General features: G+C 66.5%; 22 protein-coding genes. 7 read left to right on the forward strand and 15 right to left on the reverse strand.

The features are described from left to right. Nucleotides 1-66 precede the first annotated feature (66 nt). Together murU and AC3WMU_RS19375 are read right to left on the reverse strand one after the other, a co-directional pair. Entirely contained in the window at nt 67-753 is a 687-nt protein-coding gene (gene murU, locus AC3WMU_RS19370; protein WP_492282838.1) for an N-acetylmuramate alpha-1-phosphate uridylyltransferase MurU, read from the reverse strand. Then, nucleotides 753-1,793: an aminoglycoside phosphotransferase family protein gene (locus AC3WMU_RS19375; RefSeq protein ID WP_280028998.1), complete on the reverse strand. Its 1,041-nt coding sequence runs from the start codon at nt 1,791-1,793 to the stop codon at nt 753-755. The genes murU and AC3WMU_RS19375 overlap by 1 nt, the downstream gene beginning before the upstream one ends. A gap of 169 nt (nt 1,794-1,962) precedes the next feature. Here AC3WMU_RS19375 and AC3WMU_RS19380 point away from each other — a divergent pair, with 169 nt between their 5' ends. The 3 genes from AC3WMU_RS19380 to rsmA are packed head-to-tail and all read left to right on the forward strand — an operon-like array spanning nt 1,963 to nt 6,755. Beyond that, nucleotides 1,963-4,368 carry an LPS-assembly protein LptD gene (locus AC3WMU_RS19380; RefSeq protein WP_035213792.1) on the forward strand — a complete coding sequence of 802 codons (2,406 nt, stop codon included), beginning with the start codon at nt 1,963-1,965 and terminating at the stop codon, nt 4,366-4,368. Next, a complete protein-coding gene (locus AC3WMU_RS19385; protein ID WP_006226326.1) occupies nt 4,365-5,945 on the forward strand; it encodes a peptidylprolyl isomerase in 1,581 nt (526 codons plus the stop codon). Before AC3WMU_RS19380 ends, AC3WMU_RS19385 begins: the two co-directional genes overlap by 4 nt. Before the next feature lie 18 nt (nt 5,946-5,963). Further along, complete coding sequence (rsmA, locus tag AC3WMU_RS19390; protein WP_088587674.1) at nt 5,964-6,755, forward strand: 16S rRNA (adenine(1518)-N(6)/adenine(1519)-N(6))-dimethyltransferase RsmA; 792 nt, start codon at nt 5,964-5,966, stop codon at nt 6,753-6,755. Nucleotides 6,756-6,858: 103 nt separating this feature from the next. Here the strand turns inward: rsmA and AC3WMU_RS19395 are convergent, their stop codons facing one another. Beyond that, nucleotides 6,859-8,001, reverse strand: coding sequence for a glycerate kinase (locus tag AC3WMU_RS19395; protein ID WP_424625295.1), 1,143 nt, complete (start codon nt 7,999-8,001; stop codon nt 6,859-6,861). 105 nt (nt 8,002-8,106) lie between these two features. On the opposite strand from AC3WMU_RS19395, the gene pyk reads away from it, so the two are divergent. Further along, nucleotides 8,107-9,549: a pyruvate kinase gene (gene pyk, locus AC3WMU_RS19400; protein WP_006226329.1), complete on the forward strand. Its 1,443-nt coding sequence runs from the start codon at nt 8,107-8,109 to the stop codon at nt 9,547-9,549. 37 nt (nt 9,550-9,586) lie between these two features. Here pyk and AC3WMU_RS19405 read toward each other — a convergent pair whose 3' ends face one another. Continuing rightward, nucleotides 9,587-10,816 carry a nucleoside recognition domain-containing protein gene (locus AC3WMU_RS19405; RefSeq protein WP_088587676.1) on the reverse strand — a complete coding sequence of 410 codons (1,230 nt, stop codon included), beginning with the start codon at nt 10,814-10,816 and terminating at the stop codon, nt 9,587-9,589. 147 nt (nt 10,817-10,963) lie between these two features. On the opposite strand from AC3WMU_RS19405, the gene AC3WMU_RS19410 reads away from it, so the two are divergent. Next, entirely contained in the window at nt 10,964-13,270 is a 2,307-nt protein-coding gene (locus tag AC3WMU_RS19410) for an acyl-CoA dehydrogenase (protein ID WP_280028996.1), read from the forward strand. Here the strand turns inward: AC3WMU_RS19410 and def are convergent. From def to glyQ, 8 genes are all read right to left on the reverse strand, one after another. Further along, on the reverse strand, nt 13,267-13,800 hold the full coding sequence (gene def, locus AC3WMU_RS19415; RefSeq protein ID WP_006226332.1) for a peptide deformylase: 534 nt from the start codon (nt 13,798-13,800) through the stop codon (nt 13,267-13,269). The two genes, AC3WMU_RS19410 and def, sit on opposite strands and share 4 nt — an antisense overlap. Nucleotides 13,801-13,993: 193 nt before the next feature. Beyond that, complete coding sequence (gene gloA / locus AC3WMU_RS19420) at nt 13,994-14,389, reverse strand: lactoylglutathione lyase (RefSeq protein WP_006226333.1); 396 nt, start codon at nt 14,387-14,389, stop codon at nt 13,994-13,996. A gap of 11 nt (nt 14,390-14,400) precedes the next feature. Further along, on the reverse strand, nt 14,401-15,543 hold the full coding sequence (locus tag AC3WMU_RS19425; RefSeq protein ID WP_492282839.1) for a 2-aminoethylphosphonate--pyruvate transaminase: 1,143 nt from the start codon (nt 15,541-15,543) through the stop codon (nt 14,401-14,403). Nucleotides 15,544-15,563: 20 nt separating this feature from the next. After that, nucleotides 15,564-16,574, reverse strand: a complete 1,011-nt coding sequence (locus tag AC3WMU_RS19430; RefSeq protein WP_006226335.1) for a M48 family metallopeptidase — start codon at nt 16,572-16,574, stop codon at nt 15,564-15,566. After that, nucleotides 16,561-17,289, reverse strand: a complete 729-nt coding sequence (locus AC3WMU_RS19435) for a lysophospholipid acyltransferase family protein (RefSeq protein ID WP_006226336.1) — start codon at nt 17,287-17,289, stop codon at nt 16,561-16,563. Before AC3WMU_RS19435 ends, AC3WMU_RS19430 begins: the two co-directional genes overlap by 14 nt. Nucleotides 17,290-17,293: 4 nt before the next feature. After that, nucleotides 17,294-17,833: a D-glycero-beta-D-manno-heptose 1,7-bisphosphate 7-phosphatase gene (gene gmhB, locus AC3WMU_RS19440; protein ID WP_006226337.1), complete on the reverse strand. Its 540-nt coding sequence runs from the start codon at nt 17,831-17,833 to the stop codon at nt 17,294-17,296. After that, nucleotides 17,830-19,968 carry a glycine--tRNA ligase subunit beta gene (gene glyS, locus AC3WMU_RS19445; RefSeq protein ID WP_492282840.1) on the reverse strand — a complete coding sequence of 713 codons (2,139 nt, stop codon included), beginning with the start codon at nt 19,966-19,968 and terminating at the stop codon, nt 17,830-17,832. Before glyS ends, gmhB begins: the two co-directional genes overlap by 4 nt. Next, on the reverse strand, nt 19,969-20,880 hold the full coding sequence (gene glyQ, locus AC3WMU_RS19450; RefSeq protein WP_006226339.1) for a glycine--tRNA ligase subunit alpha: 912 nt from the start codon (nt 20,878-20,880) through the stop codon (nt 19,969-19,971). A 336-nt stretch (nt 20,881-21,216) separates the two neighbouring features. On the opposite strand from glyQ, the gene AC3WMU_RS19455 reads away from it, so the two are divergent. Further along, the gene (locus tag AC3WMU_RS19455; protein ID WP_006226340.1) at nt 21,217-21,984 is read left to right on the forward strand and encodes a crotonase/enoyl-CoA hydratase family protein; all 768 of its coding nucleotides are present in this window, start codon (nt 21,217-21,219) and stop codon (nt 21,982-21,984) included. A gap of 154 nt (nt 21,985-22,138) precedes the next feature. Further along, nucleotides 22,139-23,662, forward strand: coding sequence for a fumarate hydratase (locus tag AC3WMU_RS19460; protein WP_454676180.1), 1,524 nt, complete (start codon nt 22,139-22,141; stop codon nt 23,660-23,662). Between the two features lie 51 nt (nt 23,663-23,713). Here the strand turns inward: AC3WMU_RS19460 and AC3WMU_RS19465 are convergent, their stop codons facing one another. From AC3WMU_RS19465 to AC3WMU_RS19475, 3 genes are read right to left on the reverse strand one after another with little or no spacing between them, the layout of a single operon-like run. Continuing rightward, nucleotides 23,714-24,643 carry an NAD(P)-dependent oxidoreductase gene (locus AC3WMU_RS19465; RefSeq protein ID WP_492282841.1) on the reverse strand — a complete coding sequence of 310 codons (930 nt, stop codon included), beginning with the start codon at nt 24,641-24,643 and terminating at the stop codon, nt 23,714-23,716. Continuing rightward, entirely contained in the window at nt 24,640-25,332 is a 693-nt protein-coding gene (locus AC3WMU_RS19470) for an RraA family protein (protein ID WP_492282842.1), read from the reverse strand. Before AC3WMU_RS19470 ends, AC3WMU_RS19465 begins: the two co-directional genes overlap by 4 nt. A gap of 38 nt (nt 25,333-25,370) precedes the next feature. Continuing rightward, nucleotides 25,371-26,339, reverse strand: coding sequence for a Bug family tripartite tricarboxylate transporter substrate binding protein (locus AC3WMU_RS19475; RefSeq protein WP_492282843.1), 969 nt, complete (start codon nt 26,337-26,339; stop codon nt 25,371-25,373). Nucleotides 26,340-26,442 lie beyond the last annotated feature (103 nt).

The raw sequence follows: 26,442 nt of genomic DNA on the forward strand, positions 1-26,442 counted from the left end.
AGTCGGGGGCGTTGGGTGCGCGGAAAATCCTGGTTGCGCACCTTGATATTGTGAAATATGTGAGCGTCAACGCGCCGCTGCGAGGAGCTCGGCGTCCAGGTCGGCAAGCCGTTCAGGGGTGCCGACATCAGTCCATCGGCCGGTATGGTGTGCGCCGCGCGCCAGGCCCTGAGCCATCGCCTGCCTAAAAAGGGGCAGCATGGGCATGGCCGTGCCGCGCGGGACATCCGCGAACAACGAGGGATGGTAGACGGCGATGCCTGCATAGGTCAAACGCGGTTCCCCCTGGGCGTGCAGGCTGCCGTCGGGCGCCAGCCGGAAATCGCCGTTGGGATGCTGGGCGGGGTTGTCCACCATCAGCAGCCAGGCTCCGCCGTCGGGCAGGCTGGCGGCCAGGCCAGGGGCCGCCGCAGGGTCCCAGTCGCACCAGACGTCCCCGTTCATCACCAGAAAAGGCGCGTTTCCCAGCAGTGGAAGCGCCTGGGCGATGCCGCCGGCCGTCTCCAGCGCGGTGCCTTCCGCCGAATAGCGGATCCGCACGCCGAAGGCGCCACCATCGCCCAATGCGCGCTCGATCTCGTGGCCGAGCCAGGCGTGGTTGATGACGACGTCGCGGATGCCGGCCGCAGCCAGGCGCTCCAGGTGCCAGACGATCAGCGGCTTGCCGCCGACCGCCAGCAGGGGCTTGGGAAGCTTGTCGGTCAGCGGGCGCATGCGTTCGCCGCGGCCCGCGGCAAGAATCATGGCTTGCATCAGAACGTGTACCCGACGCGGACCTGGCGGTCGTCCAGCTTGTCCAGCAGGCGCAGCAGGGGGGTGAAGACGCCATAGCGCTGGACGACCTGGCGTACGTAGCCGTTCACGCGTGGCATGTGGGCCAGGTAGTGCGCCTTGCCGTCGCGGTGGTTCAGGCGTGCGAACACGCCCAGGATGCGCAGGTTGCGCTGCAGGCCCATCCATTCGTAGGCGCGGTGGAAATCGGCGAAATCGGCCTCTACCGGCAACCCGGCGGCGCGCGCCATTTCCCAATAGCGGATAGCCCAGTCCAGCTGCTGCGGCTCTTCCCACGTGGTGCGGGCGTCGGTTACCAGGGACGCGAGGTCATAGGTGATCGGGCCGGCCAGGGCGTCCTGGAAGTCGATGATGCCCGGGTTGGGGCCGTATTGCGGCTGATCGCAGACCATGAGGTTGGGCGAATGGAAGTCGCGGTGCACCAGCACTTGCGCCTGGCCGCCATTGCTGGCCGACAGCAGCGCGAAGATCTTTTCCAGGGCGTTCGCCGTCTTGTCGTCCAGCGTCACGCCGTGGTGCGTTTGCACGTACCACTCGGGAAACAGCTTGAGCTCGTCGGCCAGGCGGGCCGAGTCATAGGACGCCAGTCCGGCGGTGGAGGCCTTCTGCAGCTGGACCAGGGCGGCCAGCGCCTCGCGGTAGAGCGTCTGGAGCTGGCTGTCGGACAGGCCGTCCTGGATGCGCTGGTAATAGGTCTGTTCGCCCAGGTCGGAGAGCAGCAGCAGGCCCAGGCCCAGGTCCTGAGCCAGCACTTTGGGCACATTCAGGCCGGCGTCGCCCAGCAATTGCCCCACGTGCAGAAAGGGGCGGCAGTCTTCATGGGCCGGGGGCGCGTCCATGACAATCAGGGTGCGCTTACCGGCGTCCAGCCTGAAATACCGGCGGAAACTGGCGTCGGCGGAGGCCGGGCGCAGCGTGTCCACGGCCAGATCCAGGTCGGCGGGCAGGCTTTCCAGCCAGTTGCGGATCTGCGCCAGGCGGGGGTCGTGATCGTTTTTCAAGGAAGATCCGTGTCAGAAAGGCAATATTGCTGAAATTTGCGTTCGGCGCACATAAGGCTGGGCGTATGGCGCGGCTTCTCTATAATACCGGCTCGTTTCCGTTCGCATTGGCCCTTCCGTGGCGCCCGTGCCAGGTTCCCCCATCGTCAAAAAAGGGCTGTTTTCACTCGTGCGCAAGGTTCGGTGGTTGATCCTCTCTGCTGTCAGCGTCGCCGCCGGGGCCGTTCAGGCCCAAGGTAGCCAGGGTCCGGCTTCCGCCGCATCATCCGCTACCGCGTCGCCCGCGGCCCCCGTGCTGCGCACGTCCCCCGGTTTGCGGGTGCATCGCTTGCCTGATGGCAGCATCCCCGCCTACATGGAAGCGGACAGCATCGAGGGCGATCCTGATTCCGACCTGACCCTGACCGGTAGCGCGCAAGTGCGCCGCATCGACGGCATCATCAAGGGCGACCGCATCAATTACCGCAAGGATACGGGCGAAGTCGACGTGCAGGGCAGCGCGCGCATGATGCGCGACGGCACGCTGGTGACCGGTCCGAACGCCAAGTTCAACGTCGACAAGTATTCGGGCGAAGTCGAGAAGCCCAACTTCTGGATGGGGGCCACCGGCGGGTTTGCCGTGGCCGAGCACGCGGACATCTTCAGCAAGTCGCAGATGCGGCTGCATACCGTCACGTACAGCGGCTGCGCGTGCGAGACGCCGTCCTGGTACATCAAGGCCAACACGGTCGACATCGACTTCGACGAGAACGAAGGCGTGGCGCGCAATGGCGTGCTGTATTTCAAGGATGTGCCGATCCTGGCGTCGCCCTACATGACCTTTCCGGTCAAGAAGGAACGCAAGTCCGGCTTCCTGATGCCGACCTACGGTACGACCAGCCAAGGCGGTTTCGATTTCTCGCTGCCCTACTACCTGAACCTGGCGCCCAACTACGACGCGACGATCCAGCCGCGCTACTTCTCCAAGCGCGGCATGCAGCTGGGTGGCGAATTCCGCTATCTGGGGGCCGGCTATTCGGGCACGCTTGACGGCACCTATCTGCCGAATGACAACATCACCAGCGAAGACCGCTGGATGTACTGGTGGCGTCATCAACAGCAGTTCTCGCATGGTTTCTATGCGGACTGGGACGTTGCTAAGGTGTCCGACGACAACTATTTCCGGGACATTTCCCAACTGGGCCTGAACCAGGCGTCCACCACCTACCTGCCGCAGCGTGCGCGGGTAGGCTGGTCCTCGACGTATTGGAGCACGTACGCACAGGTCTACAAATACCAGACCTTGCAAGATCCGGACGCTCCGCTGGTGCCACCTTACGACAAGGTGCCCGAGCTCTACCTGCGCGGTGCCCGCTATGATTGGGGCGGCTTCGACGTGGACTGGACGTCGACGGCGGTGCGCTTCCAGGTGCCCATGGTGGCAGGCCGCCGCAGCGGCCCGGAAGGCGATCGCCTGCAGTCCTATCCCACCGTGTCCTATCCGATCGTGCGGCCGGGCTGGTTCATCATCCCGAAGGCAGGCGTGAACTATACCCAGTACCAGACCAATTGGTATGGCAGAGACTGGTTGGGCCTGAATTCGGGCACGTCCAGCGCGGGCACGTCTTTTGGCTATCCGTCGACGCAATCGCGCACGGTGCCGATCATGTCCCTGGATGCGGGCCTGATCTTCGAACGCGACACCACATTGTTCGGCAAGGCGTCCACGCAGACCCTGGAGCCGCGCCTGTACTACCTGCGCGTGCCTTACCGCGATCAGTCCAAGCTGCCGGTCTACGATACGTCGCTGTCGGATTTCAGCTTTTCGCAGGCCTTTGAAGAGAACATCTACACGGGCGGCTGGGACCGTATTTCCAATGCCAACCAGCTGACTGCGGCGTTGACGACGCGGTGGCTGGACGCCAACACCGGCTTCGAACGCATGTCGCTGGCCGTGGCGCAACGACTGTATTTCGAAGACCAACAGGTCACGCTTCCGGGCGAAACGCCGCGTGAAAACGTGCGCTCCGACTTCCTCGTGGGCGCCAGCGCCGCACTGACCGACACGCTCAGCACTGACGTGGCGGCCCAGTACAACCCGTATGAAAACCAGTGGTCGCGCGGGTTGATCAGCGCGCGCTGGTCGCCGCAGCGCCTGACGACGGTGGCCGTGTCCTACCGTTATCAGCGCGACCCCCAGACCGGGGTTTCGTACCAGCCGCAGGGCCAGAATCAGGTCAGCCTCGCGCTGCAATGGCCCTTCACCAAGCGTTGGTACGGCGTTGGTCGGGTGGACTATTCCCTGCGTTCCGGGCCGTCCAGCACGGTGGCCAACACCACGGAATCGCCTCGCGTGACGCAGGCTATTGCGGGTCTGGAGTACAAAGGCGATTGCTGCTGGGTGGGCCGCGTGGTCTACCAGCGCTATGCCGTATCGGCTACGGACGCCAACTCCGCAGTGTTCTTCCAGCTTGAGCTGACGGGTCTGGGTTCCCTGGGAACCGATCCGATGAACCTGCTGAACAGAAGTATCCCCGGCTACACCAGCATTACACCGCCCGTGCCGGCTGGGACCACATTTGAAAGGTATGAATGATGCGTAGGTTGCACTCTTTGCGCCGCCTGTCCGGCAGCGCGCTGTTGCTGGCTCTTTGCGCCGGCCTGCCCGCCGCGCATGCGGCCGAGCAGACTGGCCGGGCCGCAAGCAATGGCGCCAAGGCCGCCCCGCAGGCTGCGGCTCCCGCAGCGAAAGGCGAGCAGTTCGTCGATGGCATCGCGGCCGTGGTCGACAAGGATGTGATCACGTTGCGTGAATTGCGCGAAGCATCGCTCCGCATTTCCGGTGAACTGAAGTCGCGCGGCATCCAGGTGCCCGATGACCAGACCTTGCAGCACCAGGTCCTGCAGCGTTTGATCATGGAGCGCGTCCAGCGCCATGAAGCCGACCGCCTTGGCATCCGTGTGGATGACGCCCAGGTCGATCAGGCGATCCAGACCATCGCCGGGCGCAACAAGATCAGCGTGGCGCAATTGCGCGGCGAAATTGAAAAATCAGGCACGACCTGGGATGCCTACCGCAAGTCGCTGCGCGATGAGATCCGCACGGATCGCCTGCGCCAGCGCGCGGTGGATTCCACCATCGTCATCTCCGATACCGAAGTCGATGCCTTCCTGAAGGACCAGCGCCGCAATCCGGCGTTTGGCGCGTCGCCGCAAGCCCAGCCGCAGCCGCAGGCTCAACCGGAACCTGCGCCCGAACAGGCTGCTGCGCCGTCCGGCCCGATGCTTTACGCCTTGGCGCAGATCCTGGTCCGCGTGCCGGAAGGCTCGTCGTCCGAACAGCTTGCCGCGTTGCGCAAGAAGGCCGAAGGCATCCTGGCGCGTGCCAAGCGCGGCGATGATTTCGCGAGCCTGGCGGCGGCGGCCTCGGACGGCCCCGAAGCCTTGCAAGGCGGTGTCATGGGCGTGCGTCCGTTGGACGGCTGGCCCGACCTGTTCGTCAAGGCCATCAGCAATCTGCAGAAGGGCGAGGTGACGAACCTGATCCAGAGCGGCAACGGTTTCCACATCATCAAGGTGATGGACCGCGGCACGGCGCAACCGGCTCCTGGCCGTACTGCGCGCGCCCCGGCGCCGGCACAGGCCCCGCAGCCCACGGCGCGTCCGCCGCAGGCCCCCGCCGCGCCGCAAGGTCCGACGGAAGTCATGCAGACCCGCGCGCGTCACATCCTGATCAAGACGTCGACCGTCATGAGCGACGAAACCGCCCGCCAACGCCTCGAACAGGTGCGTCAGCGCCTGGTGGCCGGCGATGCGAAGTTCGAAGACATGGCGCGTCAGTATTCGCAGGACTCCACAGCACCGCAAGGCGGCGAACTGGGATGGCTGAACCCGGGTGAAACCGTTCCGCCGTTCGAAGCTGCCATGAACGCCTTGAAGCCGGGCGAAATCAGCCCCCCGATCCAGTCGCCTTTCGGTTGGCACTTGATCCAGGTTGAAGAGCGCCGCCAACACGACGTTACGGACGAATTGGCCCGCATGAAAGCGCGCCAGATCCTGTTCGAGCGCCGTGCCCAGCCTGCTTTCGAAGATTGGCTCGACCAGTTGCGCGCGCAAGCGTACGTCGACAACCGTCTTGAAAAGCAGCAGAAGATCCAGCAGAACAACCGCTAAACGCATTACGGGCTTTTCATGTCTCAACACCAGGCGCGCAAGCGCTTTGGCCAGAACTTCCTGACCGACGAAAGCGTCGTCGAGTCCATCGTCCGGGCGGTTGCTCCCGCCCGTGACGATGCCGTGGTCGAGATCGGCCCGGGTTTGTCTGCGCTTACCCGGCCGCTGCTCGAGCGCTTGGATCACCTGACCGCGGTCGAGATCGATCGCGATCTGGCCGCCCGCCTGCGTAAGCAGTTCGAGGCAAGCCGCCTGACGGTAGTCGAAGCCGACGCGCTGACGGTGGATTTTTCACAGTTCGGCAACGCCCTGCGCGTCGTGGGCAATCTGCCGTACAACATCTCCAGCCCGTTGCTTTTCCATCTGATGGAGTGGGCCGACCACATCCGCGACCAGCATTTCATGCTGCAGCGCGAAGTGATCGACCGCATGGTGGCGCAGCCGGGGTCCGGCGATTTCAGCCGCTTGTCCGTGATGCTGCAATCGCGCTACCGGATGCACAAGCTGTTCGACGTGCCGCCGGAAGCGTTCGACCCGCCGCCCAAGGTGGTGTCGGCCATCGTGCGCATGGTGCCGCTGCCTGCGGACCGGCTGCGTCCGGTCAGTACGCGGGCGTTTGAAACGGTGGTGGCGCGCGCGTTCTCGCAGCGCCGCAAGATGCTGCGCCGCGTGTTGGCTGACTGGGCGCCGCAGGTACCTTGGGAAGCCCTGGATATCGCACCCACCGCGCGTGCGGAAGACATCTCGGTAGATCGCTACATCCGCCTGTCGGATGCGCTGGTGGAAGCGGGCATATTGCAGTCCGCTTGAGCCGCGATCCTCAACGAAAAAGCCCGCTGATGCGGGCTTTTTCGTTGGAGCGGAACGTGAGTCGAACCGGTGCGGCGTCCGATGGGTTGCGCGCGTTCGCCAATCACAGCATGCGCTTTTGCGCCGCCATCCACAGCAGCATCACATCGCGCGCGCGATCGGCAAGCAGCTTTTCCGCATCCGCCAGCGCCTGTTGCAGCGTGATGGGACCGGGGGCCAGGCTGAATGCCGCGCTGATGCCGCAGGCGTGCAGTGCTTCGTAGCCGTCGCCCAGCGAGCCCGCCAGCGCGACCACCGGCACGCCGGCCTGCTGCGCGATCCGGGCCACGCCTGCCGGTGTCTTGCCGCGCAGCGTCTGCGCGTCCATCCGGCCTTCGCCGGTGAACACCAGCGTGGCGCCCTCGATGGCCTGCGCCAGCCCGCCCAGTTCCGCCACGATCTCGACGCCGGGCCGGAAGTGCGCTTGCAGGAAGGCCTTGGCGGCAAACCCAAGGCCGCCGGCGGCGCCGGCGCCGGGTTCGTTGCGATGGTCCGCGCCCAGGTGCTGCGCGCAGACGTCGGCGAAATTCGTCAGCATCTGATCCAGCGCCAGCACCTGTTCTGGCGTGGCGCCTTTTTGCGGCCCGAAGATGTGCGAGGCGCCTTGCGGGCCACACAGCGGGTTGTCGACGTCGGAGGCGATGTCGATGCGGATGCCGGCCAGGCGCGGGTCCAGGCCACGCGTGTCGATGCGGGCCAGCTTGCCCAGCGAGCCTCCGCCTGGCGGCAGGCTGTGGCCCTCCGCGTCCATGAAGCGCACGCCCAACGCCGTCAGCATGCCGGCGCCGGCGTCGTTGGTGGCTGAGCCCCCCAGCCCCAGGATGATGCGCGTGGCGCCCGCGTTGATGGCGGCCAGCATCAGTTCGCCCACGCCGTGGCTGCTGGCGCGCATCGGGTCCCGCTTGGACGGGGCGATCAGTTCCAGGCCGGCTGCCGCCGCCATCTCGATGACGGCGGTGCCGTCTTCCAGCAACCCCCAGACCGCATCGACCTTATGGCCCAGCGCGTCATTGACGGTCAGTTGCCGCTCCTGGCCGCCGGTGGCGGCCAGCACGGCTTCGACCGTGCCTTCGCCGCCATCGGCCATTGGCACGCATACGGTATGGGCGCCGGGGCTGGCGGCTTTGACGCCGCGCGCAATGGCTGCCGCCGCATCGGGCGCGGAAACGCTTTCTTTGAAAGAGTCGGGAGCGATAACGATTTTCACGGGTTTGATTGGCCTGGTTGTAGGGTGGTGTGATGACCATGATACCCGTGCGGACGCAGGCGGCGTACCATAACGCTTTCGTTGTTTTCGCGAGAGTGGACCGTCATGCCTGTATTGCGCCGCACCAAAATTGTCGCCACCCTGGGCCCTTCGACTTCGTCGCCCGAACGCATTGATGCATTGATCCGCGCCGGCCTGGATGTGGCCCGCCTGAACTTCTCGCACGGCAGCGCGGACGACCACCGCGAACGCGCCCGGCTGGTGCGCGAGATCGCTGCCAAGCAAGGACGCTTCGTTGCCATCATGGGCGACCTGCAAGGTCCCAAGATCCGCATCGCACGCTTCACGGACAAGCTGGTGCAACTGCAGGTCGGCCAACCGTTCACGCTGTCGCGCGTGCATCCCAAGGAAGCCGGCAACGCCAGCATCGTGGGTATCGATTACCCGGAACTCGTGACGGACTGCCGCGTCGGCGACGAACTGCTGCTGGATGACGGCCGCGTCGTGCTGGTGGTGGACCGCGTCGAAGGCGACGAGGTCCACACGACCGTGACCGTGGGCGGACCGCTGTCGAACAACAAGGGCATCAACCGCCGCGGCGGCGGCTTGTCCGCGCCCAGCCTGACCGACAAGGACCGCGTTGACATCAAGCTCGCGGCCGAAATGGAACTGGACTATGTGGCCGTGTCGTTCCCGCGCTATGGCAGCGACATCGACGAAGCGCGCACCTTGCTGGCCGAAGCCGGCAGCCAGGCGTGGATCATCGCGAAGATCGAGCGCGCCGAGGCGGTGGCCGATGACGAAGCACTGGACGCCCTGATCCGCGCCAGCGACGGCGTGATGGTGGCGCGCGGCGACCTGGGCGTGGAAGTGGGCGATGCCGAACTGGTGGGCATCCAGAAGCGCATCATTCAGCACGCGCGCACGCTGAACAAGGTCGTGATCACGGCCACGCAGATGATGGAGTCGATGATCTCCAGCCCCATGCCCACGCGCGCCGAAGTGTCGGACGTGGCCAATGCAGTGCTGGACTATACGGACGCCGTCATGCTGTCGGCCGAAAGCGCATCGGGCCAGTATCCGGTGGAAGCCGTGCAGGCGATGGCGCGTGTGTGCCTGGGCGCCGAAAAGCACCCGACCACGACGAAATCGCATCACCGGGTGGGCGAGACCTTCACGCGCTGCGACGAGACCATCGCGTTGGCGGCCATGTATGCGGCCAACCACTTCCCGGGCGTGAAGGCGGTCATCGCGCTGACGGAAAGCGGGCATACGCCGTTGATCATGTCCCGCATCCGATCCGGCGTGCCGATTTACTGCTACAGCCCGCATAGCCTCACGCAGAACCGCGTGGCGATGTTCCGCGGCGTCTACACCGTGCCGTTTGCGCCGTCGGATTACGAACCGGCGGACCTCAGCAACGCTGCCATCGACGAATTGCGCAAGCGCAACCTGGTGAAGACGGGCGATTGGGTCATCCTGACCAAGGGCGATTTCTACCGCGACAGCGGCGGCACCAACGGCATGAAGATCCTGCTGGTGGACTAAGGCGGCGCATGCGGGGCGCCAGGCCCCGCTGCGGCGCTTAGCCGAAGAACCAGTAGCACACGCCGATCGCGGCCAGCACGCCGGCCAGGTCGGCGATCAGCGCGCAGCCCACCGCGTGGCGCGCGCGCAATATCCCCACCGATCCGAAATACACCGCCAGCACGTAGAAGGTGGTCTCGGTGCTGCCTTGCACCACCGCGGCCAGCAGCGCGGGGAAACTGTCCACGCCGTGGTGCGTCATGGTTTCCAGCATCATGGCGCGTGCCGCGCTGCCCGAGAACGGCTTGACCAGCGCGGTGGGCAGGGCGTCGACGAAACGCGTGTCCCAGCCCGCGTATTGCGCCAGCCAGCGGATGCCGTCCAGCAGGAAGTCCAATGCGCCCGAGGCCCGCAGCACGCCTACGGCGCACAGCATCGCTACCAGGTAGGGCAGCAGGCTCTTGGCGATGTCGAAGCCTTCCTTGGCGCCCTCGATGAAGGCCTCGTAGACCGGCACCTTCTTCCAGGCGCCCGCGATCAGGAACGCCAGCAGGATGCCAAAGAGCGTCAGGTTGCCCAGCAGCGACGACAGCGTGGCGATGGCAGCGGCCGACATGCTGGCCAGCAGCGCCATGAAGCCGCCCATGATCAGCGCCGCGCCGCCCAGCCACAACATCACGACCGGGTCCGTCAGGCGCAGCCGCTGGCAGGCGGCGACCGCCAGGAAGCCCGCGAGCGTGGATGCGCTGGTGGCCAGCAGGATGGGCAGGAACACCAGCGTCGGGTCCGCAGCACCCTGTTGCGCACGGAACATGAAGAGCGTGACCGGCAGCAGGGTCAGCGACGAGGCGTTCAGCACCAGGAAGAGGATCTGCGCGTTGCTGGCGGTTTCCGGCGTGGGGTTCAGCGATTGCAGTTCCCGCATGGCGCGCAGGCCGATCGGCGTGGCTGCGTTGTCCAACCCCAGGCCGTTGGCAGCGAAGTTCAGCGTGATCAGGCCAATGGCGGGGTGGTTGCGCGGCACCCCCGGCATCAGGCGTGCGAACAGCGGCCCCAGCAGCCGGGCCAGTTTTTCCACCATCCCGGCGCCTTCGGCGATGCGCAGGAAGCCCAGCCACAGCGTCAGCGTGCCGAAAAGCAGCACCATGACTTCGACGGATACGCGCGCCATGTCGAACAGGCTGGCCACCATGAGCCGGAAGACATCGGGGTCGCCGACGGCTAGCCAGCGGTACAGGGCGGCGGCTGCGGCAGTCAGGAAAAAGCCCAGCCAGAGTTTGTTCAGCATGCGGAATGTGCCCGGATAGCGGTTGATTGCGCACCAGCGCGGCGACGCCCATTGTCGCAGAGTCGGCACGCTCCAGCTTGGCCGCCTGCCGCCAATTCTGGTACTTTGGCCCGATACGCCCTAGGGCCATAACAGTGAGGGACACTCATGGATTTCAATGCCTGGCGCCGGCGCCGCATCTCGGAACCTGCGTATCGCTGGGCGCGCAACGCCCTGCCGCCCATGTCCGCGACCGAGCGCGAGGCCATCGAGGCCGGAGACACCTGGTGGGATGCTGACCTGTTCACGGGCAACCCCGACTGGCGCAAGCTGCTGGACGTGCCCGCCGCCACATTGACCCGCGAAGAACAGGCCTTCATCGATGGCCCCGTAGCCCAGCTATGTGCGATGCTGGACGAATGGGACATCACCTGGCGCCGGCGCGACCTGCCGCCGGAGGTCTGGGCGTTCCTGAAGGCGCAGCGCTTCTTCGGCATGATCATTCCGCGGCGCTATGGCGGGCTGGGCTTTTCGCCCTATGCGCATTCCGAAGTCGTGCGGCGGATTTCGGCGTACTCCGTGACGGCGGGCGTGACGGTCATGGTGCCGAATTCATTGGGCCCAGGTGAACTGTTGATGCAATTCGGCACGCCGGCGCAGCGCGACTACTGGTTGCCGCGCCTGGCCGACGGCCGCGAAGTGCCGTGCTTCGGCCTGACGAGCCCCGAGGCGGGCTCGGATGCCGCATCCATGGTGGACACCGGCGTCGTCTGTCGCCAGGTGGTGGACGGCCGTGAACTGATCGGCATCCGGCTGAACTGGCACAAGCGCTACATCACCCTGGGGCCGGTCGCCACGGTGCTGGGCCTGGCTTTCAAGATGTCCGACCCCGACGGCATCCTGGGCGGACCCAAGGACATTGGCATTTCGGTGGCGCTGGTGCCCACCGAGGCGCCGGGTGTCGAGATCGGGCGGCGCCACCTGCCCGCGATGCAGGTGTTCCAGAACGGCCCCAACAAGGGGCGCGACGTGTTTGTGCCGCTGGACGCGCTGATCGGGGGCGAGGCCCGCGCGGGCCAGGGCTGGAAGATGCTGATGAGCGCGCTGGCGGCGGGGCGCGGTATCTCGCTGCCTTCGCTGTCGGCGGCCGCAGCCGTCATGTGCGCGCACACGACGGGCATGTATGCCCGGGTGCGCGAGCAGTTCGGCATCCCCGTGGGCAAGTTCGAAGGCGTGCAGGAACAACTGGCCCAGCTGGCGGGCAATGCCTATATGGTGGAGGCCGCCCGGCGCCTGACCTGCGCCGCGCTGAACCAGGACGTGAAGCCGGCGGTGGTGTCGGGCATCATGAAATACCACGCGACCGAGCGCATGCGCGGCTCGGTCAACGCCGCGATGGACGTGCACGCCGGGCGCGCCGTCATCGACGGACCCAGCAATTACCTGGGCGGGCTGTACCGCGCGGTGCCGATCGCCATCACGGTCGAAGGCGCCAACATCCTGACGCGTAACCTGATCATCTTCGGCCAGGGCGCCATCCGTGCCCATCCCTATCTGATGCCGGAAATGCTGGCGCTGGCCAACCCGGACGAAGAGCGCGGCATCGAGGTCTTCCACGACGTGTTCTGGCGTCACCTGCGACATGCCGGCAAGAACACGCTGCGCGCCATCGGCCGCGCATGGACGGGCGCGGTGCTGGCGCCGTCGCCGGTGTCGGGCCCCACGGCCGGCCATTACCGGCGGCTGGGGCGCTATTCGTCCGGCTTCGCGCTGCTGGCGGACGCCACCTTGGCGCAACTGGGCGGCGGGTTGAAGCGGCGCGAAATGATTTCGGCGCGCTTGGGCGACATCCTGTCCGAGTTGTATCTGCTGTCGGCGGTGCTCAAGCGCTGGGAAGACGAAGGGCGCAAGCACGACGACCTGCCGCTGGTGCATTGGTGCATGGAGCAGGGCTACGCCAGCATCGAGAAAAGCCTGGACCAGGTGCTGCGCAACCTGCCGGGGCGGGTGCTGGCCTGGGGGCTGCGTGCAGCCATTCTGCCGCTGCGCCTGGCCAGGGGGCCGAATGACGCCTTGACGCGCGAATGCGCCGAGCTGCTCTTGAAGCCGTCTCCCACGCATGTGCGGCTGGCGGCCGACCTGCAGCGGGAACCGGGCAATCACCCGGCGACGGGCGTGCTGTTGGGAGGCGGCCGGGCGGGCGGCGACCCGTTGGGCGAGCTGACTCGCGCGTTCGCGCTGGTGGATGCCGTGCAGCCAATCCGCGACCGCCTGCGGCAATCCGGCGTGCGCGACTGGCGCGAAGCGCATCAGCGCGGCGCGATCACCGACACGCAGGCCGCGCAGCTGGAAGCGGCGGAGGCTCTGGTGTCGCAGGTCTTGCAGGTGGATGATTTCGCGCCGGAAGACTTGTCGCCGCAGGCGGCAACCGCAGCAGATGCGCCTGCTGCGGCGCATCCGAACCCGGGCGGTTAGTCGTCGGCGTTCGGGTCCATGCCCGGAAACAGGATTTCGGTGAAGCCGAACTTCGAGAAATCCTGGATGCGCGACGGATACAGGCGGCCGATCAGGTGGTCGCATTCATGCTGCACCACGCGGGCGTGAAAGCCTTCGGCTTCGCGCTCGATCAACTGGCCGTAGGGGTCGCGCCCGCTGTAGCGGATGTGGCGATAGCGCGGCACCTGCCCGCGCAGCCCGGGCACCGACAGGCAGCCTTCCCAGCCGTCTTCCATCTCGTCTGACAAGGGCGTGATGACGGGATTGCACAGGATGGTTTGCGGCACCGGGGGCGCATCGGGGTAGCGTTCGTTGCGGTCGAAGCCGAAGATCACCAGCTGCAGGTCCACGCCGATCTGCGGCGCAGCCAGCCCCACGCCTTGCGCGGCCGCCATGGTTTCGAACATGTCGTCGATCAGGGCGTGCAGCTCGGGCGTGTCGAAACGCTCCACCGGAGGCGCCACGCGCAGCAGGCGCGGGTCGCCCATTTTCAGGATGGGATGAATCATGATGTATGTCTCTTCTACGCGGTAGTTCTTTACCCGCCGGGCCGCCCCAAGGGGGAAAGGCCCCCCTCGGGGGGCAGCAAGCGCGCGTAGCGCGTGCGGCGTGGGGGCTATTTTTCGGCCGCCGGGCCGCCCCAAGGGGAAAGGGCCCCCTCGGGGGGCAGCAAGCGCGCGCAGCGCGTGCGGCGTGGGGGCTCTAGTCCTGCCGTCCTTTCTTCTGGATGAACTCGATCTTGTAGCCGTCGGGATCTTCCACGAAAGCGATGACCGTCTTGCCGTGCTTCATCGGGCCGGCTTCGCGGGTGACCTTGCCGCCGCGTTCCTTGACCTTGTCACAGGCTTCGTAGGCGTTGTCGACTTCCAGGGCGATGTGGCCGTAGCCGTTGCCCAGGTCGTATTTTTCGGTGTCCCAGTTGTGGGTCAGCTCGATGACCGCGCCTTCGGTTTCGTCCTGATAGCCCACGAAGGCCAGCGTGAACTTGCCTTCCGGGTAGTCGTTGCGGCGCAGGACGCGCATGCCGAGCACGTTGGTGTAGAAATCGATGGATTTGTCGAGGTTGCCGACTCGCAGCATGGTGTGGAGCATACGCATGGATATCTTCCTTAAGCGATGAGGGGTTGCGGGAAGCGCGGCGGAGCTCCGGCGCTTTCCCGAGTGATGCCGATGTCGCGCAGTGCGCCGCCCATGGCGTCGACCGCAAGCCGCATCTGTTCGGCGCCGAAAGCGCCAATGCAGCCGACCCGGAACGAGGGGTGTTCGGTGTTGCTGAAATTGCTGAGCACGTAGCCGCGGGCCTTGAGCGCGTCGACGAACAGCTGCAGGTTCCAGGTTGGGGCGTCCGGCGCGCAGACGTTGACGACGATGGGGCCCTGCAGGTCGCGAGGCAGATTGGGCGCAAGGCCCAGCTCGATCACGCCATCATATAGCGTGCGCATGTTCGCCGTGTAGCGCGCCAGACGGGCGACACGGCCTTCCTGCCGGTACAGGTCCAGCGCCACGGCCAGCGCCGCCAGCGTGGGCGCGGGCGGCGTGAAACGGGGGCCGGCATTGGGGACCAGCGTGTGCTGGTAGATATCGGCCAGGTCCAGCGACCAGCTGCCGGCGTTGCCGCGCGCAGCTTCCAGGCGGTCGATGCGCGCCACCACGAAGGCGGCGCCGGGCAGCCCTTCCAGGCATTTGTTGGCGGTGAGCACCACGGCGTCGACCGCGGGCAGCGCAGCCAGGTTCAACGGCAGCGCGCCGAACGCGGATACGGCGTCGACGATGACGCGGCGGCCCATCGCGTGGGCGATACGCGCCAGCTCGGGCACGTCATGGCAGATACCGCTGCCGGTTTCGCTGTAGACCAGCGCCAGGTGCGTCAGCGTCGGGTCCCGTTCCAGCGCCGCGGCGACGGCGACCGGGTCCACCCGTTCGGTCGCACCGACGGGCAGGGGCACGGCGACCCGGCCGGCCTCGCCCGCCAGCTTCTGCAGGCGGGACGCGTAGGCGCCCGTGGACGGCACCAGCAGGCGGCCGCCCGGCGCTACAAAGGTGCGGATCGCGGCTTCCACCGCGAAGTGCCCGCAGCCGGGCAGCGCCAGCGCGGCGTGTTCGTCGGGCGAGGCCTCGGCCACCCCCAGCACGCCCGCGCACACTTGGCGGTAGGTTTCGCGGAAATCGTTGTCCCACGGCGCGTAATCTTGCGCCATGGCGGCCTTCACCCGCGCGTCGGTCGTGACCGGGCCCGGAATCAGCAGCAACATTTTTGTGTCTCCAAGTCGCCTCAGAATTGAGGCAGGGAAGCGGGGTCGTGGCGCCGCAGAATATTCTTGGCGTCTTCGAAGTCAGGCAGGATCTGTCCCACTTCACGCCAGAAATCCTGACTGTGGTTCATTTCGCGCAGGTGGGCAAGCTCGTGCGCGATCACGTAATCGATGATGGCGGGCGCGAAATGGATCAGCCGCCAGTTCAGCATGATGTTGCCGTCGCTGGTGCACGAGCCCCAGCGCGTGGCGGCGGAAGACAGCCGCCAGCGGCGGATCTTCAGGCCGCTCACCTGCAGGAAATGCGCCAGCCGCGCGCCGAACCAGGCGCCGGCCCGCTGCTGCAACCAGGCTTGCGCCGCGTCGCGGATGCGGCTTTGCTCGGCCGTGGAGGGCAGGGCCAGCCAGAGGGTGTCGCCGTCCTGCGGCGCTTCCGCGTCGCCGGACAGGCGGGCCTGGCGGCTGTCGCCGCCCACGCCGATCAGGATGCGCTTGCCCAGGTAGGGCAGTTCACCACCCGGCTGCCAGCGCGTATGTGCTATGGCCAGTTGTTGCTTGCGGGCGTGCCATTCGCGCAGCTTGGCAAGGATCCAGCGCGCTTTCTCACGCACCGCGTCGTCGATCTGCGCCAGCGTGACCCAGCTGGGCGCGGTGACACGCAGGCCGTCGTCGGTGATCACGAAACCGATGCTGCGGCGGCGCGAGCGCAGCAGGACGAAACCGATGGGCTGATGTTCGGTCGGCACCTCGCGCCAGCGCGCGCCCGGGGGCAGCGGTTCGGGGCACGGGGTGGGGACGCGGGAGGACGCGTTGGGTGACAGCGTCAAGAGCGGCTCGCCCGCGGGGGCGGCGTCCGCTGGCGCGTCGGGGAAAAGCGTCTTCGGGGTGACGGGCTGCGGGGGCGTGGCCCGGGGCGCAGCAGGCCTGGGCGCGGCGGGCGGCTTCGGCGTGGCGATCAGCGGCGACGCGCCCTGGGGCGCGTCGTCTTCTTGCACGTCGAACAGGAGTTCGAGCTGATCAGTGCTGGACATACCTTTCAGGGTTGAGACGCCGCATTTCCCCTTCGATCCAGTCCTGGACCTTTTGGTTCAGTTCTTCGGGGGAGAGTCCCTTGGATTCTATCGCGGGACCGATCGATAGGGTGACCATGCCGGGATATTTGACGAAAGCGTTGCGCCGCCAGCACTCGCCGGCGTTATGCGCCACGGGTATGACCACCGCGCCGGTGCGCGACGCAAGCAGCGCGCCGCCCATCTTGAAACGCGCCGTCTTGCCCGGCGGCACGCGCGTGCCTTCGGGGAACAGCAAGGGCCAGCGCCCTTCGTCCAGGCGGGTCTGGCCTTGCTTGACCACCTGCTCAAAGGCATCGCGGCCCTTGGCGCGGTCAATGGCGATCATCCGCAGTAGCGCCAGGCCCCAGCCGAAGAACGGCACCATGTGCAGTTCTTTCTTGTAGACGAAGCAGACTTCGCGCGGCATGTGGGCCGGGAAGAACAGCGTTTCCCAGGCCGACTGGTGCTTGGACAGGATGACGGCGGGGCCGTCGGGTAGATTCTCCCAGCCCTTGACCTGCCAGCGGATGCCGCAGAACACCTTGGCGCCCCAGATGGCCAGGCGCGGCCAGCCCACGGTCAGCTTGTAGCGCCAGTGCAGCGGCAGCGGCGCCCACAGGATGCAGGCGAAGGCGTAGGGGATGACCGTGAGGGCCAGGAACAGGAAATACAGCAGCGAGCGTAGCCGGGCCATCGAATCAATTGTCCTGAAGCAGGGCGTCGGCTACGGCCGACAGGTCTTCGCATACGCGCGTGTTGTCAGGCAGGCCACCTTTGGCCAGCGTCTTCTTGCCGTTGCCGGTCTGCACCAGCCAGGGCGAGCAGCCGACGGAAGAGGATGCCTGCAAGTCACGCAACGAATCGCCCACGGCCGGCACGCCGGTCAGGTCGATGTCGTAGCGATGGCCGATCTGCTCGAACATGCCGGGACGCGGCTTGCGGCAGGTGCAGTTGTCATCCGGACCGTGCGGGCACAGGAACACGGCATCGATGCTGCCGCCGACTGCGGCCAGCTCGCGCCGCATCTTGGTGTGGATGGCGGTCAGCGTGTCCATGTCGAACAGGCCGCGCGCCAGGCCGGACTGGTTGGTGGCGACCACCACCTTCCAATCCGCCTGCGTCAGTCGGGCGATCGCTTGAAGGCTGCCCGGCAGGGCGATCCATTCGTCGGGATTCTTGACGAACGCATCGCTGTCCTGATTGATGACGCCGTCGCGGTCGAGGATGATCAGTTTCACTGTGCCAGCCTGGAAATGTCGGCCACCTGGTTCATCAGGCCATGCAGCTGGCTCAAGAGAGCCAGCCGGTTGGCGCGCACGGCCGGGTCTTCGGCCATGACCATGACGTCGGCAAAGAACGCGTCCACCGGTTCGCGGGCCTGGGCCAGCGTGGACAGGCTGCCGGCGAAGTCGCCGCCGGCCAGTTGGGCCTCGGCCTGCGGGCGCAGGGCGGCGACCGCGGCAGCCAGGGCCTTTTCGGCGGGTTCCACCAGCGCGGCGTCGTTGACCGCGCCGATGTCGCCTTCGGCCTTCTTCAACAGGTTGCCGATGCGCTTGTTGGCGGCGGCCAGGCTGGCGGCTTCGGGCAGTTGCGCGAAGGCGGCGGCGGCGCGCACGCGCTCGGCCACCTGATGCAGCGGCGGCGTCAGCGCGATCACGGCTTCCACCGCGTTGCGGTCGAAGTCGTTGATCAACTGGTTGCGGTAGCGCTCGTAGATGAAGGTGCGGACTTCAGCCAGCGTGTCGGCCGGGATCTTGCCGGCGGGGAACGTGCCCGCGGCCTGGTCCAGCAGGCCGTCGAGAGACAGCGGGCCGTCTTCGCTGATCTTCAGCCAGCCGCCGGCGGCCAGTTGTTCGAAGGCGCTGATCAGGCCCAGCGCGGCGCGGCGCAGGCCGAAGGGGTCGCGTTCGCCCGTGGGCGCCAGGCCGATGGCCCAGATGCCGACCAGCGTTTCCACGCGTTCGGCGATGAAGAGCGTGGCGGCGGTCAGCGTGTCTTGGGTGACCGGCGTGTCGTAGCGGTTGCGGTACTGGGTGCGCAGCGCTTCGACGACGCTGGCGGGCTCGCCATCGCCGGCGGCGTAGTACGCGCCCATGATGCCTTGCAGCTCGGGGAATTCGCCCACCATGTTCGAACCCAGGTCGGCCTTGGCCAGCATGGCGGCCCGGTCGGCGGCCGATACGTCGCCGCCCAGTTGGCCGGCCACGCCGCGGGCGATGGCGCGCACGCGTTCGACGCGTTCAAGCTGGGTGCCCAGCTTGTTGTGATAGACGATCGAGCCCAGTTGTTCGACGCGCGCAGCAAGCGGCGTCTTGCGGTCGGTTTCGAAGAAGAACTGCGCATCGGCCAGGCGCGGGCGCACCACGCGCTGGTTGCCTTCGACGATGTTCACCGGATTGTCCGTGTGCATGTTGCTCACGATCAGGAAGCGGTGCGTCAGGCGGCCGGTGGCCGGGTCGAACAGCGGGAAGTACTTCTGGTTCAGCCGCATGGTCAGGATCAGGCATTCCTGCGGCACTTGCAGGAACTGCTCTTCGAACTGGCCCACGTAGACGGTGGGGTGTTCGACCAGCGCCGTCACTTCGTCCAGCAGCGCAGCCACTTCCGGGTCATCGCCCAGGGTGGCCGACAGGCGGCCGGCATGGTCCAGCAATTGACGCTGGATCTCGTCGCGGCGGCCTTCGAAGGACGCCACGACGCGGCCCTTTTCTGCCAGGGTGGCGGCGTAGGAATCTGCGTCGGCGAACGACACCGGGCCCGTGCTCATGAAACGGTGGCCCAGCGTGTCACGGCCGGCGGTAAGGCCCAGCGCGGACACCGGCACCACGTCGGCGCCGAACAGGGCGACGAGACCGTGCGCCGGACGCACGAACTTGACGGACGTGACGCCATCAGCCAGCTGGTAACGCATGACCTTGGGGATCGGCAGGTTGTTCAGCGCGGTGTCCAATCCTTCCTGCAAACCCACGGCCAGTTGCGCGCCGGGGGCGGTGCCGCGGGCAACCAGGTAGTCCTGCTTGCCATCGGATTCGCGATCCAGCGTGGACAGATCGATGTTTTCCAGGCCCTTGGCGGCCAGCTTCTTTTGCAGCGCCGGGGTGGCGCGGCCGTCTTCGGTCAGGCCGATCTTCACCGGCATCAGCTTTTCGGCGTAGGGCTGGTCGGGCGCCTGCGCCAGCACGGCGGACAGGTGCACGGCCAGGCGGCGCGGCGTGGAATACGCAGTCACGGCGCAGCCGTCAGCCAAGAGGCCATGGCGCGCGAGCGTGGCGCGCACGCCTTCGGCAAAGGCCTGGCCCAGCTTTTGCAGGGCCTTGGGCGGCAGTTCTTCGGTCAGCAGTTCGACCAGCAGCGGGCGGATGTTCGTCGTCATTTATGCAGCCTCCCCGGCGGCCTTGGTGCGGGCCAGCATGGGAAAGCCCAGTCGTTCGCGGGAATCGTAGTAAGCCTGGGCGACGGCGCGCGACAGGTTGCGGATGCGGCCAATGTAGGCGGCGCGCTCGGTCACGCTGATCGCGCCCCGCGCGTCCAGCATGTTGAAGGTGTGCGCGGCTTTCAGCGCGGCCTCGTAGGCCGGCAGCGCCAGCGGCACGTCCATCAGGCGCTTGGCTTCGGTTTCGTAGTCATTGAAGTGCGCGAACAGCATGTCGGCCGACGAGTGTTCGAAGTTGTAGGTGGATTGCTCCACCTCGTTCTGGTGGAACACGTCGCGGTACAGCACGCGATTGCCGTTGGCGCCTTCGGTCCAGACCAGGTCGTACACGCTTTGCACGTCCTGCAGGTACATGGCCAGGCGTTCCAGGCCGTAGGTGATTTCACCCGTGGTCGGCGTGCAGTCCAAGCCGCCCACTTGCTGGAAATAGGTGAACTGCGTGACTTCCATGCCGTTCAGCCAGACTTCCCAGCCCAGGCCCCAGGCGCCCAGCGTCGGGTTTTCCCAGTCGTCTTCGACGAAGCGGATGTCGTGCTGCGTCGGGTCGATGCCCAGCGCCTTCAGCGAACCGATGTAGAGGTCCAGGATTTCCGGGGGCGCCGGCTTCAGCACGACCTGATATTGGTAATAGTGCTGCAGGCGGTTGGGGTTCTCGCCGTAGCGGCCATCCTTGGGGCGGCGCGAAGGCTGCACATACGCGGCGCGCCACGGCTCCGGGCCGATCGCGCGCAGGAATGTGGCCGTATGCGAAGTACCGGCGCCGACTTCCATGTCGTAGGGTTGCAGCAGGGCGCAACCCTGCTTGTCCCAGTATTCCTGGAGCGTAAGGATGATTTGCTGAAAGGTGAGCATAGGATTCTTGGAATTCGACTCGCCGGGGCAAGGCTTGCCTTGGGCGTGGGAAACCCGGCATTTTAACTGGCCCGGGCCTGTCCTGTTTCCCGATGGCCGTCGGGCAGTTACATCTACGTCTTTTGGACGCCCTCCGGGGCAGCGGGGATGTGGCCGAGGGGGGGCAGGGGAGTGGCGGGCGCCTCGCGGTTGTGCTGCTGGCGGACGCCGCGGCGGTCGCCGGCTGCGCCCGCAAACCAATGATCGTATGATTCCAGGTTGAGCCTCAAGTCTTATATAAAACCCGGAACCCGACGACACCCCGGGATTCCGAGAATTCCTGGAAGGAGCAGTCCCATGTCAGACCTGATCACGGTGGAAGTTACCGACGGCATCCAGATCATCACGATCAACCGCCCGGAAGCCAAGAACGCCATCAACCTGGAAACCGCCCAAGCCATGGCCGCCGCGCTGGACCAGCTGGACAGCCGCGACGACATCCGCATCGGCATCCTGACGGGTGGTGGCGGCACGTTCTCGTCGGGTATGGACTTGAAGGCATTTGCCAAATCGGGCCAGCGCCCCTACGTGGAAGGCCGTGGTTTTGCCGGCTTGAACGAAAAGCCGCCCAAGAAACCGCTGATCGCGGCCGTCGAAGGCTATGCGCTGGCCGGCGGTTGTGAAATGGCCCTGGCCTCCGACCTGATCGTGGCCGCCAGCAACGCCAAGTTCGGCCTGCCGGAGGTCAAGCGCGGCCTGGTGGCCGGCGCCGGCGGCATGCTGCGCCTGCCGCGCCGCCTGCCGTACCATATCGCCATGGAAGTGATCCTGACGGGCGAAATGCTGAGCGCCGAGCGCGCCTACTCGTTCGGCCTGGTCAACCGTCTGACGGAACCGGGCGGCGCGCTGGCCGGCGCGCTGGAACTGGCGCGCGCCATCGTCGAGAACGGCCCGTTGGCTGTGCAGACCGCCAAGAGCGTCGTGTCGCAGTCCGGCGACTGGGAGCAGGAAGGCATGTTCGACCGCCAGCGTCCGCTGATCGCGCACATTTTCTCGTCCGCCGACGCCAAGGAAGGCGCCACCGCTTTCGCCGAGAAGCGCAAGCCCGTCTGGCAAAGTAAGTGAGCCCCCACGCCGCACTCGCTGCGCTCGCTTGCTGCCCCCCGAGGGGGCGTCTTTTGCCTTGGGGCGGCCCGGCGGCAAAAGATATCTTTTCTCCACTGCGGCTGGCCAATTAGGCCGGTCGCGTTTTCATGTTTTTTCAAGCTCGTAAATCGCCATGTCCGTCATCATTAAAGAAGAAGACTTGATCCAGTCGATAGCCGATGGCATCCAGTTCATCAGCTATTACCACCCCGTCGACTACATCCGCCACTTGGCGCGCGCCTACGAGCGCGAGGAAAGCCCCGCCGCGCGTGACGCGATGGCGCAGATTCTCACCAATTCGCGCATGTGCGCCGAAGGCAAGCGCCCGCTGTGCCAGGACACCGGCATCGTCAACGTCTTCCTGAAGATCGGCATGAGCGTGCGCTTTGACACCAAGCGCACCCTGCAGGATCTCTGTGACGAAGGCGTGCGCCGCGGCTACCTGAACCCGGACAATCCGCTGCGCGCCTCGGTGCTGGACGATCCGCTGTTCGCGCGCAAGAACACGCGCGACAACACGCCCTGTATCCTGCACGTCGAACTTGTCCAGGGCGACAAGGTCGACGTGCAAATCGCTTCGAAGGGTGGCGGTTCTGAAAACAAGACCAAGTTCGCCATGTTGAATCCCAGCGATTCGCTGGTGGATTGGGTGCTGAAGACCGTTCCGACGATGGGCGCCGGCTGGTGCCCCCCGGGCATGCTGGGCATCGGCGTCGGCGGTACCGCCGAAAAAGCCATGCTGATGGCCAAGCAGTCGTTGATGGAAGACATCGACATGTACGAACTGCTGGCCCGCGGCCCGCAGAACAAGCTGGAAGAGCTGCGCATCGAACTGTACGAAAAGGTCAACGCGCTGGGTATTGGCGCACAGGGCCTGGGCGGCCTGACGACCGTGCTGGACGTGAAGATCAGCACCTTCCCGACGCACGCGGCTTCCAAGCCCGTCGCGATGATCCCGAACTGCGCCGCCACGCGCCACGCGCACTTCGAACTGGACGGCTCGGGTCCTGCGCGCCTGGATCCGCCGTCGCTGTCGGAATGGCCGGAAGTGCACTGGGCCCCCGACTACAACAAGTCAAAGCAAGTCGACCTGAACACGCTGACGAAGGAAGAAGTCGCCAGCTGGAAGCCGGGCCAGACACTGCTGCTGTCGGGCAAGATGTTGACCGGCCGCGATGCCGCGCACAAGCGCATCCAGGACATGCTGGCCCGCGGCGAACCGCTGCCCGTGGACTTCACCAACCGCGTGATCTATTACGTGGGCCCGGTGGATCCGGTGGGCGACGAAGTGGTCGGCCCCGCCGGCCCCACGACCGCCACACGCATGGACAAGTTCACCGACATGATGCTGGAGAAGACCGGCCTGATCTCCATGATCGGCAAGTCCGAACGCGGCCCGGTCGCCATCGAGGCGATCAAGAAGCACGGCTCGGCCTACCTGATGGCCGTCGGCGGCGCTGCCTACCTGGTGTCCAAGGCCATCCGCGGCGCCAAGGTGCTGGGCTTTGCTGACCTGGGCATGGAAGCCATCTACGAGTTCGACGTGAAGGACATGCCGGTGACCGTGGCGGTGGACGCCCAGGGCACCTCGGTCCACACGACCGGCCCGAAGGAATGGCAGGCCAAGATCGGCAAGATCCCGGTCGCGGTGGCGTAAGCAACGCGTGACATGAAAACGGCCGCTGAATCAGCGGCCGTTTTTTTTGGGCTAGCCGGCCTGCAACACCTGCAACACATTGCGCGCCGCGCCGACGCCCATCTTCACGTACGCGTCATGCGTCACGCCACCCACATGCGGGCTCAGGATCAGCCGTTGCTGGCCCTGGAAGCAGTGCGAGGCCGGCGGCGGTTCCTGCTGGAAACTGTCGAGCCCGGCATAGGCCACTTTGCCGCTGCGTACCGCGGCCAGCAGGTCGGCCTCGTTGACCAGGCCGCCGCGCGCGGTGTTGACCAGCAAGACGCCGTCACGGCACTGGGCCAGCGTGGCGGCGTTGACCAGTTCGCGGTTGTTGTCCGTCAGCGGGCAGTGCAATGAGATCGCGTCCGACTCGGCCCACAGCCGGGCAAGGTCGACCGTCTCTATCCAGGCCGGAACGCTTTTGGCGTATGGGTCATGCCCGATCACCCGCATGTCCAGGGCGCGCGCGACGGTGGCCACCCGCAGGCCGATGGCGCCCAGGCCCACCAGTCCGATGCAACGTCCGGCCAATTCGATGCTCTTGTGCGTGGCCTTGTCCCAATGGCCGGCGTGCATGCGGGCGTCCAGCGGCACGACGGACTTGGCGCAGGCCAGCAGCAGGGCGATGGCGTGTTCGGCGACCGCCGCGGCATTGGCGCCGGCCGCGGCTTTCACCGCGATGCCGCGTGCGCTTGCCGCCGCGCTGTCGATGGTGTCGATGCCGCTGCCGTGCTTCGCGATCACCCGCAGCGAGCGGGCGGCCTCGATCAGCGACGCGCTGACTTTGCCGTAACGGACGATCATCGCGACGGGGTCGTGCTGGCGCACCAGTGTCAGCAGGTCGTCTTCGGTCGGGCGCGCGCCGGCGTAGACCAGGCGATAGCCCCGGAGCTCGCGCACGGCCTCGTCCGCCAGATCAGCGCCGGTCACCAGCACGACGGATTGGGCGCCCGCAGTCATAGCGCTTCCCCTGCGGGCAAAACGCCGGCCGCGCGCAGCGCGTTGGCCAGCCACGGCGCACCGAGTTTGCCGGCCTTGATCTCCGCGATGCGGCGGGCTTCGGCGTCCACTTTCTGCTGGGCCAGCACCAGGATCTCGGCGACGTTCTCGCGCGGCACGACCACCACGCCGTCAGCATCGCCGACGATCAGGTCGCCCGGATTGACGGTGACACCCGCCAGCGACACGGGCCAATTCACGCGGCCGGGCAATCCCTTGGTCGGCCCGTTGGGGTTGGTGCCGACCGAGAAGACGGGAAAGCCGCTTTCGATGATCTCGTCGGAATCGCGCACGGCGGCGTCGACCACGAAGCCGGCCAGCCCGCTGGCCTGCGCCTGTGTCGTCATGATGGTGCCGCACAGCGCGGCCGAACGGTCGCCTTTGCCTTCGACGACGATGACGTCGCCGGGTTGCGCCAAGGCCAGCGCGGCATGGAACATCAGGTTGTCGCCGGGACGCAGTTCAACGGTGAAGGCTGGGCCGGCGACTTTCATCCGGGGCGATAGCGGCGCGATCCGGCCGCCCAGCGCGCCGCGGCGGCCGCCCACGTCGGCCAGGATCGCGGCCTGGAATTGGCTGGCCGCGCGGACCAGATCGGGGCTTACGCGCTGGATGTCGCGGCGGATGGCAGGGAGGGGTTTTTCGCTCATGATGGCAGTCTTGTCGTCGGGGGAATCGGGGTACGGGATCAGTCGATGCGGGCGCCGGATTGCTTCACGATGCCTGCCCACAGCGCGTGGTCCTTGCGCAGGCGTTCGCTGAACGCTTCGGGCGTGCCGCCCAGCACTTCGCCGCCTTCGGCGCGGATCTTTTCCTGGTATTCGGCGCTGGCCATCGCCTTGTTGGCGGCCGCGTTCAGGGTCTGGATCACGTCGGGCGGCGTGCCTGCCGGCACCATCAAGCCAAACCAGGTGTTGGCGTCGAAGCCGGCGTAGCCCGCTTCGCTGACGGTCGGCACATCGGGCAGTTCGGCCACGCGCTTGGCGGAGGTGACGGCCAGTGCGCGGAGCTTGCCTGTGCGGATCTGGCCCAGGGCCGTGGGGATGGACGACATGAACAGCTGCACCTGGCCGCCGAACAAGTCGTTCAGCGCCTGATTGGCGCCCTTGTAGGGGATGTGCTGCAGCTTGATGCCAGCGGACTGCTGCAGCATTTCGGCGGTCAGGTGCGCGACGGTGCCGTTGCCCGGCGACGCGAAGTTCAGTTCACCCGGACGGGCCTTGGCCTGCGTGACCACGTCGGCCAGAGTCTGGTAGCGGGAGTTGGACGCCACCACCAGCACCAGCGGGGCCGTGGCCACCAAGGCGACGGGGGCCAGGTCGCGGGCGGGGTTGTAGGACAGCTTGCTGTAGAGCGACGGATTGATGGCCAGGTTGCTGGTCTGACCCAGCACCAGCGTGTAGCCGTCCGGTGCGGACTTCACGGCGGTTTCCACGCCCAGGTTGCCGCCGGCGCCGGGGCGGTTCTCGGCCACCAGATTCCAGCCCGAGGTCCTGTTCAGCGCCACGCCCAGCTCGCGGGCGATGATGTCGGTGCCGCCGCCGGGCGGGAACGGAACGATCAGTCGGATAGGGCGGTCGGGGAAGGATTGCGCGAGCGCGCTGGCGCCGATCACGAGGCCGCCGATCAGCGCAGCCGCTTGGGAAAGCAGTTTCATGGTTGTCTCCAGTCTTATCGGAATGCTTGGTTGCGCCGGCCCGTCGTGTGCGGACCTGTGGGCGGGATCCACTATAGGAATGCGTTCCGCTCTATACAATGGC

Source organism: Achromobacter sp. FW305-C-13 (assembly GCF_058783475.1).

What these genes read in the sequence shown, in the direction of transcription:
- def (WP_006226332.1), bottom strand. Translation starts at nt 13,800, where the DNA reads ATGATTCATCCCATCCTGAAAATGGGCGACCCGCGCCTGCTGCGCGTG.
- AC3WMU_RS19405 (WP_088587676.1), bottom strand. Translation starts at nt 10,816, where the DNA reads ATGCTGAACAAACTCTGGCTGGGCTTTTTCCTGACTGCCGCAGCCGCC.
- AC3WMU_RS19425 (WP_492282839.1), bottom strand. Translation starts at nt 15,543, where the DNA reads ATGTTGCTGCTGATTCCGGGCCCGGTCACGACCGACGCGCGGGTGAAG.
- AC3WMU_RS19435 (WP_006226336.1), bottom strand. Translation starts at nt 17,289, where the DNA reads ATGGCCCGGCTACGCTCGCTGCTGTATTTCCTGTTCCTGGCCCTCACG.
- glyQ (WP_006226339.1), bottom strand. Translation starts at nt 20,880, where the DNA reads ATGCTCACCTTTCAGCAAATCATCCTTACGCTCCAGGAATACTGGGAC.
- gloA (WP_006226333.1), bottom strand. Translation starts at nt 14,389, where the DNA reads ATGCGTATGCTCCACACCATGCTGCGAGTCGGCAACCTCGACAAATCC.
- AC3WMU_RS19430 (WP_006226335.1), bottom strand. Translation starts at nt 16,574, where the DNA reads ATGTCCAGCACTGATCAGCTCGAACTCCTGTTCGACGTGCAAGAAGAC.
- AC3WMU_RS19470 (WP_492282842.1), bottom strand. Translation starts at nt 25,332, where the DNA reads ATGAGCGAAAAACCCCTCCCTGCCATCCGCCGCGACATCCAGCGCGTA.
- glyS (WP_492282840.1), bottom strand. Translation starts at nt 19,968, where the DNA reads ATGACGACGAACATCCGCCCGCTGCTGGTCGAACTGCTGACCGAAGAA.
- murU (WP_492282838.1), bottom strand. Translation starts at nt 753, where the DNA reads ATGCAAGCCATGATTCTTGCCGCGGGCCGCGGCGAACGCATGCGCCCG.
- pyk (WP_006226329.1), top strand. Translation starts at nt 8,107, where the DNA reads ATGCCTGTATTGCGCCGCACCAAAATTGTCGCCACCCTGGGCCCTTCG.
- AC3WMU_RS19455 (WP_006226340.1), top strand. Translation starts at nt 21,217, where the DNA reads ATGTCAGACCTGATCACGGTGGAAGTTACCGACGGCATCCAGATCATC.
- AC3WMU_RS19475 (WP_492282843.1), bottom strand. Translation starts at nt 26,339, where the DNA reads ATGAAACTGCTTTCCCAAGCGGCTGCGCTGATCGGCGGCCTCGTGATC.
- AC3WMU_RS19385 (WP_006226326.1), top strand. Translation starts at nt 4,365, where the DNA reads ATGATGCGTAGGTTGCACTCTTTGCGCCGCCTGTCCGGCAGCGCGCTG.
- AC3WMU_RS19460 (WP_454676180.1), top strand. Translation starts at nt 22,139, where the DNA reads ATGTCCGTCATCATTAAAGAAGAAGACTTGATCCAGTCGATAGCCGAT.
- rsmA (WP_088587674.1), top strand. Translation starts at nt 5,964, where the DNA reads ATGTCTCAACACCAGGCGCGCAAGCGCTTTGGCCAGAACTTCCTGACC.
- AC3WMU_RS19410 (WP_280028996.1), top strand. Translation starts at nt 10,964, where the DNA reads ATGGATTTCAATGCCTGGCGCCGGCGCCGCATCTCGGAACCTGCGTAT.
- AC3WMU_RS19465 (WP_492282841.1), bottom strand. Translation starts at nt 24,643, where the DNA reads ATGACTGCGGGCGCCCAATCCGTCGTGCTGGTGACCGGCGCTGATCTG.